The sequence below is a fragment of the Candidatus Rhodobacter oscarellae genome, from assembly GCF_001078595.1.
Classification (GTDB): Bacteria; Pseudomonadota; Alphaproteobacteria; order Rhodobacterales; family Rhodobacteraceae; genus Rhodobacter_B; species Rhodobacter_B oscarellae.
On record NZ_LFTY01000002.1, the window covers coordinates 2902268 to 2916673 of the forward strand.

13 protein-coding genes are annotated in these 14406 nt (G+C 64.2%); 9 read left to right on the forward strand and 4 right to left on the reverse strand.

Features of this window, described 5'->3' with window-relative positions:
* Positions 1-9 precede the first annotated feature (9 nt).
* From AIOL_RS18625 to argE, 7 genes are all read left to right on the forward strand, one after another.
* The gene (locus AIOL_RS18625) at positions 10-429 is read left to right on the forward strand and encodes a RidA family protein (RefSeq protein WP_049644362.1); all 420 of its coding nucleotides are present in this window, start codon (positions 10-12) and stop codon (positions 427-429) included.
* Positions 430-675: 246 nt separating this feature from the next.
* Entirely contained in the window at positions 676-1350 is a 675-nt protein-coding gene (locus AIOL_RS18630) for a DUF1028 domain-containing protein (RefSeq protein WP_049644363.1), read from the forward strand.
* Positions 1347-2444 carry an aromatic ring-hydroxylating oxygenase subunit alpha gene (locus AIOL_RS18635; RefSeq protein WP_082152681.1) on the forward strand — a complete coding sequence of 366 codons (1098 nt, stop codon included), beginning with the start codon at positions 1347-1349 and terminating at the stop codon, positions 2442-2444. Before AIOL_RS18630 ends, AIOL_RS18635 begins: the two co-directional genes overlap by 4 nt.
* Positions 2441-3418 carry a LysR family transcriptional regulator gene (locus AIOL_RS18640; RefSeq protein WP_049644364.1) on the forward strand — a complete coding sequence of 326 codons (978 nt, stop codon included), beginning with the start codon at positions 2441-2443 and terminating at the stop codon, positions 3416-3418. The genes AIOL_RS18635 and AIOL_RS18640 overlap by 4 nt, the downstream gene beginning before the upstream one ends.
* A 1-nt stretch (position 3419) precedes the next feature.
* Positions 3420-5489, forward strand: a complete 2070-nt coding sequence (locus tag AIOL_RS18645; protein WP_049644365.1) for an oxidoreductase — start codon at positions 3420-3422, stop codon at positions 5487-5489.
* Complete coding sequence (locus AIOL_RS18650; RefSeq protein ID WP_053101309.1) at positions 5486-6835, forward strand: pyridoxal phosphate-dependent decarboxylase family protein; 1350 nt, start codon at positions 5486-5488, stop codon at positions 6833-6835. The genes AIOL_RS18645 and AIOL_RS18650 overlap by 4 nt, the downstream gene beginning before the upstream one ends.
* Positions 6832-7944 carry an acetylornithine deacetylase gene (argE, locus tag AIOL_RS18655; RefSeq protein WP_049644366.1) on the forward strand — a complete coding sequence of 371 codons (1113 nt, stop codon included), beginning with the start codon at positions 6832-6834 and terminating at the stop codon, positions 7942-7944. The genes AIOL_RS18650 and argE overlap by 4 nt, the downstream gene beginning before the upstream one ends.
* Before the next feature lie 239 nt (positions 7945-8183).
* On the opposite strand, the gene AIOL_RS18660 is transcribed toward argE, so the two are convergent.
* Genes AIOL_RS18660 through AIOL_RS18675 form a run of 4 tightly spaced genes read right to left on the reverse strand, consistent with a single transcriptional unit; the run spans position 8184 to position 11881 of the window.
* Positions 8184-8537 (reverse strand): hypothetical protein, encoded by a 354-nt coding sequence (locus AIOL_RS18660; RefSeq protein WP_049644367.1) that lies wholly within the window; start codon positions 8535-8537, stop codon positions 8184-8186.
* 11 nt (positions 8538-8548) lie between these two features.
* Complete coding sequence (locus AIOL_RS18665; protein WP_049644368.1) at positions 8549-9169, reverse strand: hypothetical protein; 621 nt, start codon at positions 9167-9169, stop codon at positions 8549-8551.
* Between the two features lie 12 nt (positions 9170-9181).
* Positions 9182-11416 carry a xanthine dehydrogenase family protein molybdopterin-binding subunit gene (locus AIOL_RS18670; protein WP_049644369.1) on the reverse strand — a complete coding sequence of 745 codons (2235 nt, stop codon included), beginning with the start codon at positions 11414-11416 and terminating at the stop codon, positions 9182-9184.
* Positions 11417-11419: 3 nt separating this feature from the next.
* Positions 11420-11881: a (2Fe-2S)-binding protein gene (locus AIOL_RS18675; protein WP_049644370.1), complete on the reverse strand. Its 462-nt coding sequence runs from the start codon at positions 11879-11881 to the stop codon at positions 11420-11422.
* 96 nt (positions 11882-11977) lie between these two features.
* Between AIOL_RS18675 and AIOL_RS18680 the strand changes: the two genes are divergently transcribed.
* A complete protein-coding gene (locus tag AIOL_RS18680) occupies positions 11978-12562 on the forward strand; it encodes a TetR/AcrR family transcriptional regulator (RefSeq protein ID WP_049644371.1) in 585 nt (194 codons plus the stop codon).
* Positions 12563-13307: 745 nt separating this feature from the next.
* Positions 13308-14231: a sugar ABC transporter substrate-binding protein gene (locus AIOL_RS18685; RefSeq protein ID WP_049645541.1), complete on the forward strand. Its 924-nt coding sequence runs from the start codon at positions 13308-13310 to the stop codon at positions 14229-14231.
* The last annotated feature ends 175 nt before the right edge of the window (positions 14232-14406 follow it).

Consider the following 14406-nt stretch of genomic DNA (forward strand, 5'->3'; position numbering starts at 1 on the left):
AGACCGCCCATGGCCCATACCCGCATCCGCAAGTTCAACACCAAGGAAACCTACCCCGAGCAGAACCTGGACAACGACCTCTGCCAGGCGGTTGTCGCACGCGGGCAGACGGTGTTCCTGCGCGGGCAGGTCAGCCAGGACCTGGAGACCCGAGAGAGCCTGCATGTGGGCGATCCCGGCGCCCAGGCGGGCAAGGCGATGGAGAACATCGCGCTGCTGATGCGGGAGGCCGGGGGCGAGATGGCGCATGTCTGCCGCGTGGTGGTGTACCTGACGGACATCCGGCACCGCGAGGCGGTCTATCGCGAGATGGGCGGCTGGCTCAAGGGCGTGTTCCCGGTGTCCACGGGGCTCGTGGTGCCCGCGCTGGCCCGACCGGAATGGCTTGTGGAGATCGAGGCGACGGCGGTGATCCCGGATGAGGTGTGAGGCGTTGGGAATGGCTCGGGCGGCGACAAAATCGAGACTAAATCGCCTGAAATTAAGAAATCCGAAATCCGAATCGCACCACAATCGTGGGAGGGTTTGGGGCCCCGCGCAGGAGAAGCTGCGCGGGGCAATGGCCGCAAAATTTTTCCCGATACGGGCCCCGAACCCACCCTCGAGGGTCGCACGATTCGCCTTAACAACCAGCAAATTTTTTGCCGCCCCGGCGGCGCATTGGGGGCCAATGCCATGACCTTCTCGATCACCGGGCGCTGCAACCGCACTGGCATGTTTGGCGTCGCCATCACCACCTCCTCTATCGCGGTGGGCGCGCGCTGCCCCTGGGTGCGCGCGGGCGTCGGCGCGGTGGCCACGCAGAATGTCACCATGCCCTCCATCGGCAATGACGTGCTGGACCAGATCGCGCGCGGCGCAGATGCCGAAACCGCCCTGGCCGCCGTCATGGCCACCGAGAAGCATCCCGATTTCCGCCAGGTCGCCGTGGTCAGCCACAAGGGCTGTGCGATCTTCTCGGGCCAAAGCACCCTGGGCCGTCACGCCGAGGCGGTTGGGGACGACTGCATCGCCGCCGGCAACCTTCTGGCCGAAGAGCGCCTGCCCAGCGTCATGGTCGACCGCTTTCAATCCACGCCCGATCTGCACCTGGCGGAGCGACTCTTGGGCGCGCTGGAATCCGGTTTGACGGAGGGCGGCGGCGAGGAGGGCCCGGTGCATTCCGCGTGCCTTTTGGTGGCGGACAAGACCCCCTGGCCCTTGGTGGATCTACGCGTGGACTGGGACGACGCGCCCGTCACGCGGCTGCGGATGCTCTGGACGGAATACGAGCCCCAGATGATGGATTACGTCACCCGCGCGCTCGACCCATCCGCCGCCCCCAGCTACGGCGTGCCGGGGGACGAATGACCACCTTGCGCGACACCCTGCAATCCGTCGCGGCTCTGCCCGAGGATCGGCCCATGGGCTTGACCGGCGGGTTCTACACCGCGGCAGAGCAATTCGCCCATGAATCCGCCACCGTTCTCAGGCGCGGCTGGCATTGCGTTGGGCGGGTGGATGAGATCCCAGACACGGGCGACTACTTCACCATCCAGCTTCTGAACGAGCCGCTCTTGGTGGTGCGCGGTCAGAGCGGCATTCATGCGCTTGCGAATGTCTGCCAGCATCGCGGGATGCCCCTGGCCGAGGGCAGCGGCAACGCCAAGCGTTTCGTCTGTTCTTACCACGCATGGACCTACGGGCTGGACGGCGCGCTGATGCGCGCGCCGCGCATGAAGAACGCCGGATTCGACCCTAAATCATGCCGATTGCCCGAACATCTGGTGCAGCTTTGGAACGGCTTCATCTATGTGAACCTTACGGGCGATGCCGCACCCTTCCACCACCCAGAGCTGGACGCGCTGCTCGCGCCTTATGAGACCGAGCGCTTCCGCTTGGTGCATGTCGCCGAGGAGGACTGGGCCTGCAACTGGAAGAGCCTCGTTGAGAATTTCATGGAGGGCTACCACCTATCCGTGGTGCATCCGCAGACCCTGCACAGCTATACGCCCACGGGCCTGTCGCGCAAGCTGGGAGGCGGCGGCGGGTACACCAGTTACGCCGCGAACTACCCCAATGGCACGGCGCGGGGGCAAGGCGCGCCTGGGCTCAGCGCGGCAGAGCGGCAGCGGTCCACCCTTTTCGCCAACTTCCCCACCCATGTGGCCAGCCAGGCGGCCACCCTGCTGGCGTCCTTGTGCATCTTTCCGGTGGATTCGGGTCGCATTCGGGTGAAATGGACCCTCTCGACCTATGGCGACGACCTGGACGAGCACACGATCCGGCAGCGCATCGGCCTCTGGGAGCAGGTGAACGCCGAGGACCGCGAAAAGCTAGAACGACAGCATATCGGGCTCGGCTCTGTGCATGCCAAACCCGGGCCTTTGGCCGGGCCGGACATGGAGGGCACGATCCGCGACTTCCACCTCTGGCTGGCCGAGCAGGACCGCGCGGCGCCATGACGCTGCGCTTCACCCTGCGCCAGTTGGAATACTTCGTTGCTGTGGGCGAAGAGGGCAGCATCTCGCGCGCCTCGGACCGGGTGAATGTCTCGTCGCCGTCGATCTCTAGCGCGATCACGCAGCTTGAGAAGGAGTTCGGACAGGCTCTGTTCATGCGCAAACACGCCCATGGGCTGGCGCTGAGCCTCGCCGGGCAGCAATTCATGGCGCAGGCGCAGCGCGTCCTGGCCGAGGCCGCCGAGTTGAACCGGCTTGGCGGGGCGATCTCAGACCAGGTGCAGGGCCCTTTGCGCATCGGTTGCCTGGTGAGCTTTGCGCAGCTGATCCTGCCCGCCCTGCGCCGCGGCTTCGAGGACCAGTTCCCCGATGTGCGGGTGTTGCAACACGAGCTTGATCATGCCGCGATCATCGACCGGCTAAGCCGCGCGCAGATCGACCTCGCCTTGTCCTACGACCTCGCTCTGCCGCCCGAGCTGGAGTTCCAGCCGCTTCGAGAGCTGCCGCCCTATGCGATGGTGGGCGAGGGGCACCCCCTGGCCAACCGCGTTCAGGTCACGCTTGAAGAGCTGGCCGATCACGACATGGTGCTGCTCGACCTGCCGCTGTCCACCGACTACTTCCTCGGCGTCTTCGAGCAGCGCGGGCTGCGCCCCGTCATCGCCGAGCGCACCAAGGACATCGCCGTGATGCGCTCGCTGGTGGCGAACGGGTTCGGGTATGGCATCGCCAATATCCGCCCGCGCGCTGACGTGGCCCCAGACGGGCGCAGGATCCATTTCGTGCCGCTGAAAGGCGGCGTGCGACCGATGCGTTTGGGCCTTGTGCTGCCGCAGGGCGCCGAGACGGTGCAGACCGTCCAGGCCTTCGCGCGCCATGTCGAGGCGGTGATGGGCGAATGGGGCTATCCCGGCCTGCCCATCCCGCCAGATTCGAGCCAAACCAAGCCAGAAACGACCAATTCAAGGACGACCTAAAATGCGTGACCCGCGCTATGATATCCTGTTCGAGCCGGTGCAGATCGGTCCGGTCACGGCCAAGAACCGGTTCTACCAGGTGCCCCACTGCAACGGTGGCGGATACCGCGACCCCTCTGCCGCGGCGGCGATGCGCGGCATGAAGGCCGAGGGCGGCTGGGGTGTGATCTTTACCGAGCAGACCGAGATGCACCATAGCTCCGAGATCACGCCCTATATCGAGCTGCGCCTGTGGGAGGATCAGGACATCCCGATGTTTGCCCGCATGGCCGAGGCGATGAAATCGCACGGCGCCTTGGCGGGCATCCAGCTGGCCTATTCCGGCGTGAACGGGCCGAACCTCTACACGCGCGAGGTGCCGCTGGCGGTCAGCCCGCAGCCGGTGCGGACATTCACCCCCGACCCGGTGCAGGCCCGCGGCATGGACAAATCCGACATCCGCGACCTGCGGCGCTGGTTCGTGAACGCCGCCAAGCGTGCCAAACTCGCCGGGTTCGACCTGATCTGCCTCTACGGCGCGCATGGGTTCGGGATCTTCCAGCACTTCCTGTCCTCGATCACCAATCACCGCTCTGACGAATACGGCGGCAGCCTTGAGAACCGCGCGCGTTTCGCGAATGAGGTCGTGGCCGATATCCGCGACGCGGTGGGTGACACGATGGGGCTGACGATGCGCGTCTCGCTGGATGAGAGCCTGGGCGCGCTGGGGTTCTCGAACGCCGAGCTGCGCGAATTCATCGAGATGAACCGCAACCTGCCCGATCTGTGGGACTTGGCGCATGGCACGTGGGAGGATTGCTCGGGCCCGTCACGATTCAAGGAAGAGGCCGCGCAGGAGGCTTTGGTGCAGGGCATCCGCGAGATGACCGACCGGCCCGTGGTGGGCGTGGGGCGGTTCACCTCGCCCGATGTGATGGCGCGGCTGGTGCGCGCGGGCACGCTGGATTTCATCGGCGCCGCGCGGCCCTCGATCGCTGATCCTTTCCTGCCCGCGAAGGTGGAACAGGGCCGCATCGAGGACATCCGCGAATGCATCGGCTGCAATATCTGCATCACCGGCGACATGACCATGTCGTTGAGCCGTTGCACGCAGAATCCGACCTTTATGGAGGAATGGCGCAAGGGCTGGCACCCGGAGAAGATCTCTAAACGAGGCGATTCAGATACTGTTCTGGTCGTCGGCAGCGGCCCGGCGGGGCTGGAGGCCGCGCTGGCCTGCGCCAATCGTGGCTATGACGTTGCCCTGGCCGAGGCGGGGACCAGCATAGGCGGGCGCGTGGCGCGCGAACGCAATCTGCCGGGCCTCAGCGCCTGGGGACGCGTCGCCGATTACCGCGAATACCAGCTCAGCCAGAAACCCAATGTAGAGACCTATTTCGACAGCGCTCTGGACGCCTCTCAGATCCTCGAGTTCGGGTTCCAGAACATTTGCATCGCCACCGGCGCGCGTTGGCGCGGTGACGGGGTGGCCCGTCAGCATGTAACGCCTGTTGAAATCGACCCCAACATGTCCGTTTTCACGCCGGATGATCTGATGGACGGGCGCCTGCCCAGCGGGCATGTCGTGCTCTATGACGACGATCATTACTATATGGGCGGGGTGCTGGCAGAGCTTTTGGTGCAGCAGGGCTGCCAGGTCACTCTGGTGACCCCGGCGCCGATGGTCAGTCAATGGGCGGTGAACACGTTGGAGCAACACGAGATACAGCGGCGTTTGCTGGAGATGGGTGTCGCGGTGCGGGCGAATGCGGGTCTTATCAAGGTGAATTCGGGCGATATAGAGATGAATTGCAGCTACACGGATCGGCGTGAGAGCATCGGATGCGATGCTGTCGTCATGGTGGACTCGAAACTAGAGAACAGCGGCGTTTTCCGTGACCTGAAGTCACAGGAAGAGAGCTGGGCGGATTCAGGCATCCGCTCGGTCAAGATCATCGGCGACGCCAACGCGCCCGGCCCGATCGCCTGGGCCACCTATGCCGGGCACCGCTATGCCCGCGAGCTGGACGCGCCAGACCTTGGCGACGCGCTGCCCTTCCGGCGCGAAATTGCGGGGCTTGCGCCACAATGACGGATCGCCCCAAAACGCCACGCCCGTTTCCCTTTGATGCCGCGCAGACCACGCGGATGCTGGACTGGGCCCGCGCGCGTATCGAGGACGGGCCCGACCCCAAGGCCGGTGCCCGCGATTTCGCCACGTTAGAGCCTGTTCTTGGCGGCTCGGTCACCGAGAATGGCATTGGCGCAGAGGCCGCGTTCCGACTTTTTACCGACGCTATCGTGCCCACGACGCGGCCCTATGATCACCCGGCGAGCCTGTCCTTTGTGGCGGCCGCACCCAGCACCGCCTCGCTGAGCTTTGACGCCGTGCTAGGCGCAGCCGAGATCTTTGCCGGCAACTGGGATGGCGGCGCCGGGGCGGTCCATGCCGAGAACCAGGCCCTCGCCTGGCTGGCCGGGCTGGCCGGTTGGGATGGCAAGGCCGGGGGCGTTTTCGTTGCCGGCGGCACTCTGGGCAACCTGTCGGCCTTGCATGCCGCGCGGAACTGGGCCGCCGCCCAACGCGAGCGCCCCGAACGCTGGGCGATCCTTGCCTCGGTCGAGGCGCATTCCAGCATCAAGGCGGTCGCCGATGTGATGGATGTCGATCTGATCCTGGTTGAGACGGACACAAACGGCCGGATGTCAGCGGAGGCCGCAAAACAGGCTCTAACCGGGCGGGAATGCGCGATTGTCGCCAATGCGGGGGCCACGAATTGCGGCTCTGTTGATGACATCTTGGGTCTGGCGGATCTGGCTGAAGAGCAGGGTCTATGGCTGCATCTCGACGGCGCCTATGGGCTGGCGGCGATAGCCGACCCAGAGGCGCGCGCGATCTTCGAGGGCATCGAGCGCGCGCATAGCTTTATCGTGGACCCGCATAAATGGCTGTTTGCGCCCTATGACAGCTGCGCGCTGGTCTATCGGGACGCGCGTTGGGGTGCGGCGGCGCATGGGCAGCGTGCGGCCTATCTCGATGCGGTCGACCAGGCGGCCTGGAACCCCTCGGATTACGCGCTGCATCTGACGCGGCGGGCGCGCGGGCTGCCCTTGTGGTTCTCGCTGGCCACGCACGGGTCGCGCGCCTATGGCGAGGCCATCGCCACCACGCTCAGGATTGCCCGCGACATTGCGGAAGGCATCGACGCGATGCCGGGGCTGGAGCTGACCCTGGGGCCGCAATTGACCGTGATCTTGTTCCGTCCCCATGCGATGAGCGACGCCGAGATGGAGGTCTGGGCCGAGACGCATCGCCGCTCTGGCGCGCTTTTGTGCCTGCCAACGACCTGGCGCGGGCGCAAGGTGTTCCGGCTTTGCATCGTCAACCCGACAACAGATCCAAAGGAGATCTTGGCCGTGTTAGAGACGCTCACGTGAAGACACTGGACATCCTAGAGCGGCTCGTTGCCTTCCCGACCGTCAGCGCCGAGAGCAATATTGCGTTGATAGACTGGGTCGAAGCCTATCTTCGGGCGCGTGGCTTCCAGACCCAGCGCCTCCCCAACGCATCTGGTGACAAGGCCGGGCTATTCGCGCAGATCGGCAAGGGCGAGGGCGGCGTGCTGCTGTCAGGCCACACGGATGTGGTGCCCGTCGAAGGTCAGCCCTGGACCGGGGATCCGTTCAAGCTGCGCCGCGCGGGCGACCGCGTGTTTGGACGCGGCACGACCGACATGAAGGGGTTTGTGGCCTCGGTTTTGGCCCTGGCGGATCGCGTGGAGGCGGATGACCTTAAAGAGCCGCTTAAGCTGGTGTTCAGCTATGACGAGGAGGTCGGCTGCATCGGGATCGCCGAGATGCTGCCCTGGCTTACGCCCCTCTTGGGGCAACCCCGTGCCTGTATCGTCGGCGAACCCACGGAAATGCGCGTCGCCATCGGCCACAAGGGCAAGGCCGCGTTCCGCGCGGTCTGCCAGGGCGAGGCCGGGCATTCCGCGCTGGCGCCGCGGTTTCGCAACGCGTTGCACTTGGCGGCGGATTTTATCGCCGGCCTGCGAGCAATGCAGGATCGACTGGCCAAGACCGGCGCCCGAAACGCCGCATATGACATCCCGTACACCACCTTGCATGTCGGCACGATGAGCGGCGGAACCGCCTTGAACATGGTGCCAGAGCGGGCCGAGCTCTTGTTCGAATTCCGCCATCTGGCGGGCGACGATCCCGCAGAGCTTCGCGCCGCGATAGAAGCGATTTCGGCTGACATAGGCTCCATTCAGATCGAAAACGCGTTCGCTTACCCAGGCCTTTCCACGCCATTAGACGCCGAGATAACCCGCATCGCGCAGGACCTAGCCCACACCGACACCTGCAAAGTCGCCTATGGCACCGAGGCGGGGTTCTTTGATGGTCTGGGCATCCCCACGGTGGTCTGTGGCCCCGGCTCGATGGAGCGCGACGGCCATAAGCCGGACGAGGGCATAGACCTGTCCCAGCTCGTGGCCTGCGATCAGTTTATGGATCGTCTGCTGGCGACGATGACCCGATAACGCGCCTAGGTCTTTGTTTGCGACAAACCACCGCGGTGTTCTGATTTGTTAGGAAAATCTTGGTGATTCGTCCCGGATCATAGATCCGGGTGGGAGCCGCGGCTCGAAACCTGAGGTTTCCCACCCAAATTTAGCGTTTCGCTCCCAGGTTAAGAAACCGCAAAGATTTCCATCGCCGCGGGGAAGTGCCGCAGAGGCCGTCGCTCGTCATCCCAAAGCAACGCGCCCCGTAGCCGACGCTAGGCCGCCTGTGGTCTCGGCGACCGCCAGAGGAACATGAACAGCACCAGCACGGCCAAAGCGTCTACCACCAGCATCGCCGAGAACCACCAGCTTGGTGCCCCGGAGGTGACGTAGAAATCGCGGATCACAAAGGACACCGCGATGCCGATCACCAGGTAGGCGATCCAGGCCAGCCAGCGCCATTCGGTGCGCTGCAGCGCGTAGCCGATCACCACCAGCGCCACGCCCACCGGCAGAAACCCATAGACCCCGTAGGAGAGCCCCGACCAGGCAAAGGCCACCAAATGCATCAGCCCCGAGAGCATCAAGAGATAGCCCGAGACATCGACCAGAGAGTTGATTCCACGCATTTCGCCGCTCCTTAGTCGTTCACGCAGGGGTAGCCCGCGACGCCCCACACCAGAATGTCGTTCACATGGGACTGCAGGTCATAGGGCGCGGGTTCGCGCCCACCGCCGGGGTTCCAGGCCCAGTGCAGGATCAGGTCGTGGTCCAGGTGCTCTGCCAGGGCCAGGTAGTCGCGCCCGTCGTTGCGCTCGGGGTCCCGCAGCTGGTTGCAGATATATTCCGAGCTCTTGCCGAACCACTCCGCCTCTACCGGCGCAAGCTGCCAGTTCATCGCCACCTGCGGCGCCGCGTGGGGCACGTCATGCAGGTTCTCGCGATAGGCGTGGCAGGTGGAGCAGAGCACGAACTCGGCCCCGATCCGGCTTTCGCCCGCGTTGACATTCATCCCGTGCTTGCGGGCGCGGCCATAGCTGGGCCCCGACCACATGGGCCGGTTGTCCGCCCCGGTATGGCAGTTCGCGCAGCGCGGATGCGAGGCGACCTCGTAGATCCGATCCCAGGCGGCCAGGCCGTCCTCGCGGTTAACCGAACCCTCCGCGGGCGGGTTGATCTCTACATTGTCACCGGCGCCTAAAACCGGCCCCGTCAGAACCAACCCTAAGGCGAGGCTCAGGCTTACGAATGTTAGCTTCATAATTCCTCGCCCCTAAACGAAGTCGATATGCTTGTGGAACGGCATTTCGCGGATGCGCTGCCCCGTCGCCGCGAAGATCGCGTTGCCTAGCGCGGGCGCGGCGGGCGGCACGGTCGGCTCGCCCATGCCGCGGATCTTGTGGCCGTTCTCGAGCCCCTTAATCACGATCTCGGGGCATTGATACATCCGCATCGCCTCGTGCGCGTGATAGTTGGACTGCTCGGCCATCCCGTCGGAATAGGTGATCTCGCAGTTCATCGCGTGGCCCATGCCAAAGATCGCGCCGCCCATCACCAGGTTCTCGAAGTTTATCGGGTCCACGACCGTGCCGACATCCGCCACGACAAAGGCCTTGTCGATCTTGATGCCCGCATCGGATTGGGTGACCTCGATCACCTCGGCAACGGGCGCGCCGAAGCTTTCGATGAAGGCCACGCCGCGGCCCTGGTTCTCGCCCATCTCAGAGCCCCAGTTCGACAGCGCGGCGACCTCTTCCAGCACCTTGCGCGACGGCTTGTGGTTGATCAGCCGCAGGCGCTCTTCCATCGGGTCGGCGCCCGCCGCGTGGATCAGCTCGTCCAGGAAGCTGTCAAAGAAGAACCCGGCCCCGGGCGCGCCCACGGCCCGCCAGGAGGACACCGGCGCAAGCTCTGGCGCGCGGTAGGACCGCATGCGGAAGTTGGCCAGCGCATAGGGGTTGTTCCAGGACCCGGCGGGGATCTGCGCGTCCGCGCCCGGAACCGTTATGCCCACGCGGCTCATCTGAGACCCGAGCACCGAGGGCGCGGCGATGTCCAGCGACATCGACACGACCTTGCCATCCGCGACCTTGCCCGAAGCGCGACCCATCGCGATGTGGCGCGGGAAGTCGTGGGCAAAGTCCTCTTCGCGGGTGTAGGTCATCTTGACCGGCGTACCGCGCATCTGGTTGGCGATCTCGGCCGCCTGCTTGATGTAGTCCAGCTCCAGCCGGTGGCCAAAGCTGCCGCCGATCCACTGGTTGTGGAAATGCACGTTCTCGACGTCATGCTCGGTGAGCGCCGCGATCTGCTGTTCCAGGATGATCGGCATCTGGTGGCCGGTCCAGATGTCCACGCGCGCGTCCGTCACCTGCACGATGGCGTTGAGCGGCTCCATCGGCGCGTGCGCCACGTAGGGCGAGCGGTACTCGGCGGTGATCTCTTCGCCGCTGGCCGCGTCGACGTCACCATCGTTGCGCCACTCGTCATCCAGCTGCGCCTCGACAAAGCTGTCCTCGATGGCGGTCCAATGGTCGGCCTGCTCATGCGGATAGGGCGCGTCGCCCCAGTCGCACTCGATGGCGTTGATGGCCTGGAAGGCGCGCCAGGTGTTGTCGGCCACCACGGCCACGCCGTTGGTGATCTCGACGATGTCGATCACGCCGCGCATCTCGCGCGCGCCGTTCTCTTTGTAGCCCTTCATCACGCCGCCTTGGCGCGGGTTCACGCAGATCGTCGCGTGCACCATGCCCTCGATCTCTACGTCGATGCCGTAGTCGAGCGTGCCGGTGGACTTGCCCAGGATATCCAGCCGCTGCATCGGCTTGCCGATCAGGCGCCACTCGGACGGATCGCGCAGCTTGACGAAGCGCACCGGCTCGATCTGCGCGGCCTCGCCGGCCAGCTCGGTGTATTTGATCTCGGTGCCGTCGGGCAGCTGAACGGCGGCGTTTGCGGTCTTCAACTCGCTGACCGGCACGCCGGTGCGGTTCGATGCTGCCAGCTTGAGCGTCTCACGGGCGGCGGCGCCGGCCTCGCGCAGCTTGTGAAAGCTGTCGGCCATGGCGGTCGAGCCGCCGGTGCCCTGCATGCCCATGACCTTTAGCGCCCCGCCCATCGTGGCGCGCGCGCGCTCCACGGCCCAGCGATCGTCGGTGGACTTAAAGGGCAGCCCCTCCTCGGACATGGCGTGGTTCCAATAGGCCGGGTCAGGCTTGCCAAAGCTCACCTCGAACTGCCCGAACTCCACGTCCAGCTCCTCGGCGATCAGCGCCGCCTGGGCCGAACTTACGCCCTGGCCCTTGTCGGCATGCGGCGCGATCAGAGTGATCTTCTCGGGGCTGATCAGGACCCAGGGGTTGAAGGTGGCAGAGCCCTCGGCCAGATCCTTGGCCAGCGGGTTATCATGCGGCGCCTGCACCATGTAGGTGCCAAAGGCGACCCCGCCCATGACGGCGGCGGACCCGATTAGGAAAGAGCGGCGACCGATTGTACGCAAACGTCCCATGGATCAAGCCTCCTGCAGTTTCTTGGCGGCGGTGTGCACCGCGGCCCGGATGCGCGGGTAGGTCCCGCAGCGGCAGAGGTTGCCACTCATCACGATGTCGATCACCTCGTCGCTGGGCTCGGGGTCCTGGTCCAGCAGCGCCGCGGCCTGCATGATCTGACCGGACTGGCAGTAGCCGCATTGCGCGACCTGATGCTCGACCCAGGCCTCTTGCACCGCGTGCAGGGTCTCTGGCGTGCCCAGCCCCTCGATCGTGGTGATATCGCTGCCCTCGGCCTCGCCGGCGGCCAGCTGGCAGGAGCGCACGGCGACCCCGTCCACATGCACAGTGCAGGCGCCGCATTGCGCGACCCCGCAGCCGTATTTCGTTCCCTTTAGGCCAAGTTCGTCTCTGAGAACCCAAAGAAGCGGCATGTCGTATTCGACGTCTGCCTCTCGCTTTTCTCCGTTTACGGTGAATTCCATGGCGACCTCCTTAGTGGGTATGCTCTGGACTTTTAGACTATTTTGGTCAATATGTCCAAATTGACAACGGAACGCAAGTACGAAAACAGTGCCCAAATGAACGACCGCAACCGACAGATCCTTGAAGCCGCGTGGCGCGTCTTCTCTCGCTACGGGATTTCGAAGACCACGATGAACGACATCGCGCGCGAGGCCGGGGTTGCGCGTCAGACCCTTTATAACGCTTATGCCGGAAAAGACGAAGTATTCCGTGCGGTGGTGCGTCTGGGCGGCAATGAAACGCTTGAGCAGGTGCGCGCGGCCTGGGAAAACGCGGCCGACCTGCCCACGAAAATCGACATCTTCTACGCCCATGGGCCCATCACCTGGTACGACATGATCGAGGCCGCGCCGGACGCTGAGGGCCTGCTGGAGGGCTTCACAGGCGCCGCCAAGGCAGAGCTGGAAGAGTTGGCCTCGAAATGGGGCGCGTTGATCGCCGCGGCGCTAGAGCCCCACCGTGCGGCCATCCTTTCAAACGGCTCCACGCCAGAGGCCTTTGCAGAATTCTTCTATGCCACGGCAAAATCCGCCAAATATAACGCGCCCTCCCGCGACGCCTTCATGGCGCGGCTGCAAACGCTGCGGGTCAGCACGCTTGCCATGACGGGGCAGCCGGTGGCGCTTGCGAAATCCGCGTGAGCTGTACCACCCGCCCCGAGCTGACCGGCACGTTTGGCATGGTCGCCTCGACGCATTGAAGCGGTTGAGCGCCGTGCGCTGCGGTCAGGGTGGGACTGTATCGGCCGCGGCGACGCCACGCTTAATGCAAGCCTACGCGATTGGTCTTTAAGAACCCATTTTGGCGCCGGGGGCAGGAAATCCCTTTGATTCCGAAGAGAATTGCGCCAGCATAACCGGGAAGCCACGTGTAATTAGTCACCAGGGAAGATTTTATGGTCTTTGCGGCAAGCCGGAGCCCAAGCACGCGAACCACGCGCGCAGAGAATCGTCGCAAGTTACACATTTTTCGGCCAGCCCGTTCCGCCCACAGTCTCGTTCGGAGGCACCAAAAACATCACATCAATGATGAGATTGATGCGGGGAATGCTATCATTTCCTGCATAAATTGGCTTGCCTGGCTGGGGCTGCCAGCAAATTACATCATAAATGCGAGAAGCTGTCTGTTGAGTTTTCCCCAGACCCCGGAAATGTTCCAACACAACGTGCTGCGGCTTGACGCGTATAGGGTTGGATGGGCAATGATGGCGGGCACAGAGGAGACATCGAAATCAACCGACGAGGGGGAGGGATTTCGAAAAGATGCAATTGCGGGGCGCAAACCGTGCAACGGTTAACCAAACGCAATGCTGGGAATCCGGTCATAAGATCGGATCGATTTGCCGCATGATGCGGCGCATTTCATAAATCCAATGGGAGGATGAAGATGAAGAAGACAATTATAGCGGCCATGGCTGCATCGATGGTGGCCGGCGCTGCTTATGCCGATGGGCATGGCGAGCGCTACGTCATGATCACCCACACTCAGGGCACCGACCCATTCTGGCCGGTGGTTGAGAAGGGTGGCCGCGACGCCGCCGCCGCTGTTGGCGCAACGCTGGAGTACAACTTTGACGTCTCCGGCGACATGGCAGCGATGGCCGCTCTGATCGAGACCGCCGCGGCCTCCGAGCCCGATGGCATCATCGTATCGCTTCCTGACGCGGCGGCGCTTGGCCCGGCGATCAAGTCGGCGGTTGCGGATGGTATCCCGGTCATCACCATGAACTCTGGCCTTGAGTCCTCGGCAGAGCTTGGCGCCCTGATGCATGTGGGTCAGCCCGAGCGTCTGGCCGGTGAAGCTGCTGGTGGTCGTGCGAAGGCAGAAGGCGTGACCAACGGTCTCTGCCTGAACCAGGAAGCCTTCAACACCGCGCTTGTTGACCGTTGCGAGGGTTACTTCTCGGGCCTCGGTGGCGATCTCAACATGATCGACGTCTCCAACGACGTGGCTCAGATCGAGACCCGTACCGCCGCCGCCCTGGAAGCTGACGAGAGCATCGACGGCGTTCTGGCTGTTGGTCCCCACGTCTGTGAGGCCGCCAGCAAGGCAATCAAGGCCGTGGGCGCCGAAGTGCACCTGGCTTGCTTTGACCTCTCGCCTGGCGTGATGGACATGATCGAAGCCGGCGACGCCGCCTTCACCATCGACCAGCAGCAGCGCCTGCAGGGCTACATGCCCGTCATCGTGCTGCACCTGTACAACAACCACGCTGGCCTACTGCCTGGCGCGAACATCCCATCGGGCCCTGGCTTTGTGGATGCGTCCAACGCCGCAGATGTCAAAGCGCTGGCAGGTGTTGACCGGTAAGGTCGCTGCTATAGCATAACACGCGGAAGCAGGCGGGGTTCGTCCCCGCCTGTTTCACAACTAGGGTTTTGGTAGGAGAAATGAGCGGTAATGGCCGATCTCAGCGAGTCTGACAGACTTCAGCAAGAAACATGGTTCCAACGTACGATACGCAGGCCCGAGATCGGGGCCTTTG

What these genes read in the sequence shown, in the direction of transcription:
- AIOL_RS18630 (WP_049644363.1), top strand. Translation starts at nt 676, where the DNA reads ATGACCTTCTCGATCACCGGGCGCTGCAACCGCACTGGCATGTTTGGC.
- AIOL_RS18680 (WP_049644371.1), top strand. Translation starts at nt 11,978, where the DNA reads ATGAACGACCGCAACCGACAGATCCTTGAAGCCGCGTGGCGCGTCTTC.
- AIOL_RS18670 (WP_049644369.1), bottom strand. Translation starts at nt 11,416, where the DNA reads ATGGGACGTTTGCGTACAATCGGTCGCCGCTCTTTCCTAATCGGGTCC.
- AIOL_RS18635 (WP_082152681.1), top strand. Translation starts at nt 1,347, where the DNA reads ATGACCACCTTGCGCGACACCCTGCAATCCGTCGCGGCTCTGCCCGAG.
- AIOL_RS18685 (WP_049645541.1), top strand. Translation starts at nt 13,308, where the DNA reads ATGAAGAAGACAATTATAGCGGCCATGGCTGCATCGATGGTGGCCGGC.
- AIOL_RS18625 (WP_049644362.1), top strand. Translation starts at nt 10, where the DNA reads ATGGCCCATACCCGCATCCGCAAGTTCAACACCAAGGAAACCTACCCC.
- AIOL_RS18640 (WP_049644364.1), top strand. Translation starts at nt 2,441, where the DNA reads ATGACGCTGCGCTTCACCCTGCGCCAGTTGGAATACTTCGTTGCTGTG.
- AIOL_RS18660 (WP_049644367.1), bottom strand. Translation starts at nt 8,537, where the DNA reads ATGCGTGGAATCAACTCTCTGGTCGATGTCTCGGGCTATCTCTTGATG.
- AIOL_RS18650 (WP_053101309.1), top strand. Translation starts at nt 5,486, where the DNA reads ATGACGGATCGCCCCAAAACGCCACGCCCGTTTCCCTTTGATGCCGCG.
- AIOL_RS18645 (WP_049644365.1), top strand. Translation starts at nt 3,420, where the DNA reads ATGCGTGACCCGCGCTATGATATCCTGTTCGAGCCGGTGCAGATCGGT.
- AIOL_RS18665 (WP_049644368.1), bottom strand. Translation starts at nt 9,169, where the DNA reads ATGAAGCTAACATTCGTAAGCCTGAGCCTCGCCTTAGGGTTGGTTCTG.
- AIOL_RS18675 (WP_049644370.1), bottom strand. Translation starts at nt 11,881, where the DNA reads ATGGAATTCACCGTAAACGGAGAAAAGCGAGAGGCAGACGTCGAATAC.